The organism is Microbacterium sp. BF1, from assembly GCF_019279095.1.
Classification (GTDB): domain Bacteria; phylum Actinomycetota; class Actinomycetes; order Actinomycetales; family Microbacteriaceae; genus Microbacterium; species Microbacterium maritypicum.
In genome coordinates this window covers 1-2,035 of record NZ_JAGYWT010000443.1, presented here as the reverse complement: position 1 = coordinate 2,035, position 2,035 = coordinate 1, and the positions used below count along the sequence as shown (strand labels likewise).

The window sequence follows — 2,035 nt, the reverse complement described above, 5'->3', positions numbered from 1 at the left end:
TCGTTCGAGGGCAGCAACGGCTCGATCCGCTTCCATTGCTCGTCCGTGAACACCCTCAACCGCGAATCAGACCTCACACAACAAGACTGCCGTGAGCCTCACCAGCGATATGGGAGACACGCCCTAGTCACAAGTGAAGGATCCCCGTGCCACACAGCTCCATCAACCACTCTCGAATCGTGGCGCTCATCTGGAACATCGCTGACGATGTGCTCCGCGACCTCTATGTCCGAGGCAAGTACCGTGACGTGATCCTTCCCTTCACGGTCCTGCGTCGCCTGGACAGCGTCCTTGGCCCGACGCAGGAAGCCGTGATGGCGATGAAGAAGATGCTGGACGAGGCTGGCGTCGCCGACCAGGATGCACCGCTGCGGGATGCGGCCAAGCAGGACTTCTACAACACGTCTGGTTTCTCGCTGCAGGACTTGCGCCACGTGTCGAACTCGACGCGCCTGCGGCAGAACTTCGAGGCCTACTTGGATGGGTTCTCGCCCAACGTGCAGGAGATCATCGACAACTTCGAGTTCCGCAACCAGCTACCCCGACTGACGAAGGCCGACGCTCTCGGTGCGTTGATCGAGAAGTTCCTCGCGCCGGATCTCGATCTCTCCCCGGCCGGGATGGACAACCATGGGATGGGCACGGTCTTCGAAGAGCTCGTGCGCCGCTTCAACGAGGAGAACAATGAAGAAGCCGGCGAGCACTGGACACCGCGCGACGCGGTCCGACTCATGACCCGGCTGATGTTCGAACCGATTGCTGACGCGATCCCGTCGGGCACATACCGCCTCTACGACGGTGCTATGGGTACTGGCGGCATGCTGACCGTCGCTGAAGAGACATTGCACCACCTCACGGAATCGTCCGGCAAGAAGGTCTCGACCCACTTGTACGGGCAGGAGATTAACGCCGAGACGTATGCCATCGCGAAGGCCGACCTGATCCTCAAAGGTGATGGCAAAGCTGCAGACAACATCGTCGGCGGCCCGGAGTTCTCAACGCTGTCAAATGACGCGTTCGCGGGGCAGGAGTTCGACTTCATGCTCTCGAACCCGCCGTACGGCAAGAGCTGGAAGACCGACCAGGATCGCCTCGGCGGCGCGAAGAAGATCATCGACCCTCGCTTCGTGGTCACTCACAACGGCGACAGCGAGTACTCGCTCGTCACGCGCAGCAGCGACGGGCAGCTGATGTTCCTCGCGAACCTGATCTCGAAGATGAAGCAGGAGACCGAACTGGGGTCCCGGATCGCGTCGGTCCACAACGGGTCATCGCTGTTCACCGGCGATGCGGGGCAGGGCGAGAGCAACATCCGCCGGTGGATAATTGAGAACGACTGGCTTGAGGCAATCGTCGCGCTGCCGCTCAAGATGTTCTACAACACCGGCATCGCGACTTACGTGTGGGTGCTTTCCAACCGGAAGGAGGAGCGCCGCAAGGGCAAGGTTCAGCTGATCGACGCGACCGGATGGTCGACGCCGCTGCGTAAGAACCTCGGCGAGAAGGGCGTCGAAGTTAGTGCGACTGACGCCGACAAAGTGCTCGAAGCGTTCACGGCGTTCGACCAGTACGCCGACACCGATCGCTCCAAGGTGTTCGACGGAGTCGACTTCGGATATCAGAAGATCACCGTCGAACGTCCTCTGCGCATCGTCGGAGTGGATCCGAACCGTGTGTATACAGCGAAGGAGATCAAGCAGCTCAAGGAGGATGGCGTGCGCGACGAGACCGCTCCGCCGGTCATCAAGAAGGCACTCCCGCACGCTGCCGTGTCCAACCCGCTTCACGGCCGATATGAGGCGATCATCAGCGGGCGAACACGTGTGGTGGAGTACGAGCCCGACACAGAACTTCGCGACACCGAACAGGTGCCGCTGACTGAGCCGGAGGGCGACTACGCCGACGGTGTGGTCAAGTCCCCGGTAGTGGTGTAGCCGTTTCGTGATCCTTCGATGCTGGGTCAGGCGCTGAGTTCGAGGATGTTGTCGCTCACCTCCTCGGGTCCGGTGTCGGTGACGAGGGTGAGGCGGGACTT

The 2,035-nt window shown here is 61.2% G+C and carries 1 protein-coding gene; it reads left to right on the top strand.

The window, feature by feature from the left end; translation table 11 throughout:
* Positions 1 to 146: 146 nt before the first annotated feature.
* Positions 147 to 1,934: a class I SAM-dependent DNA methyltransferase gene (locus KZA10_RS13395; protein WP_308289673.1), complete on the top strand. Its 1,788-nt coding sequence runs from the start codon at positions 147 to 149 to the stop codon at positions 1,932 to 1,934.
* Positions 1,935 to 2,035: the final 101 nt, after the last annotated feature.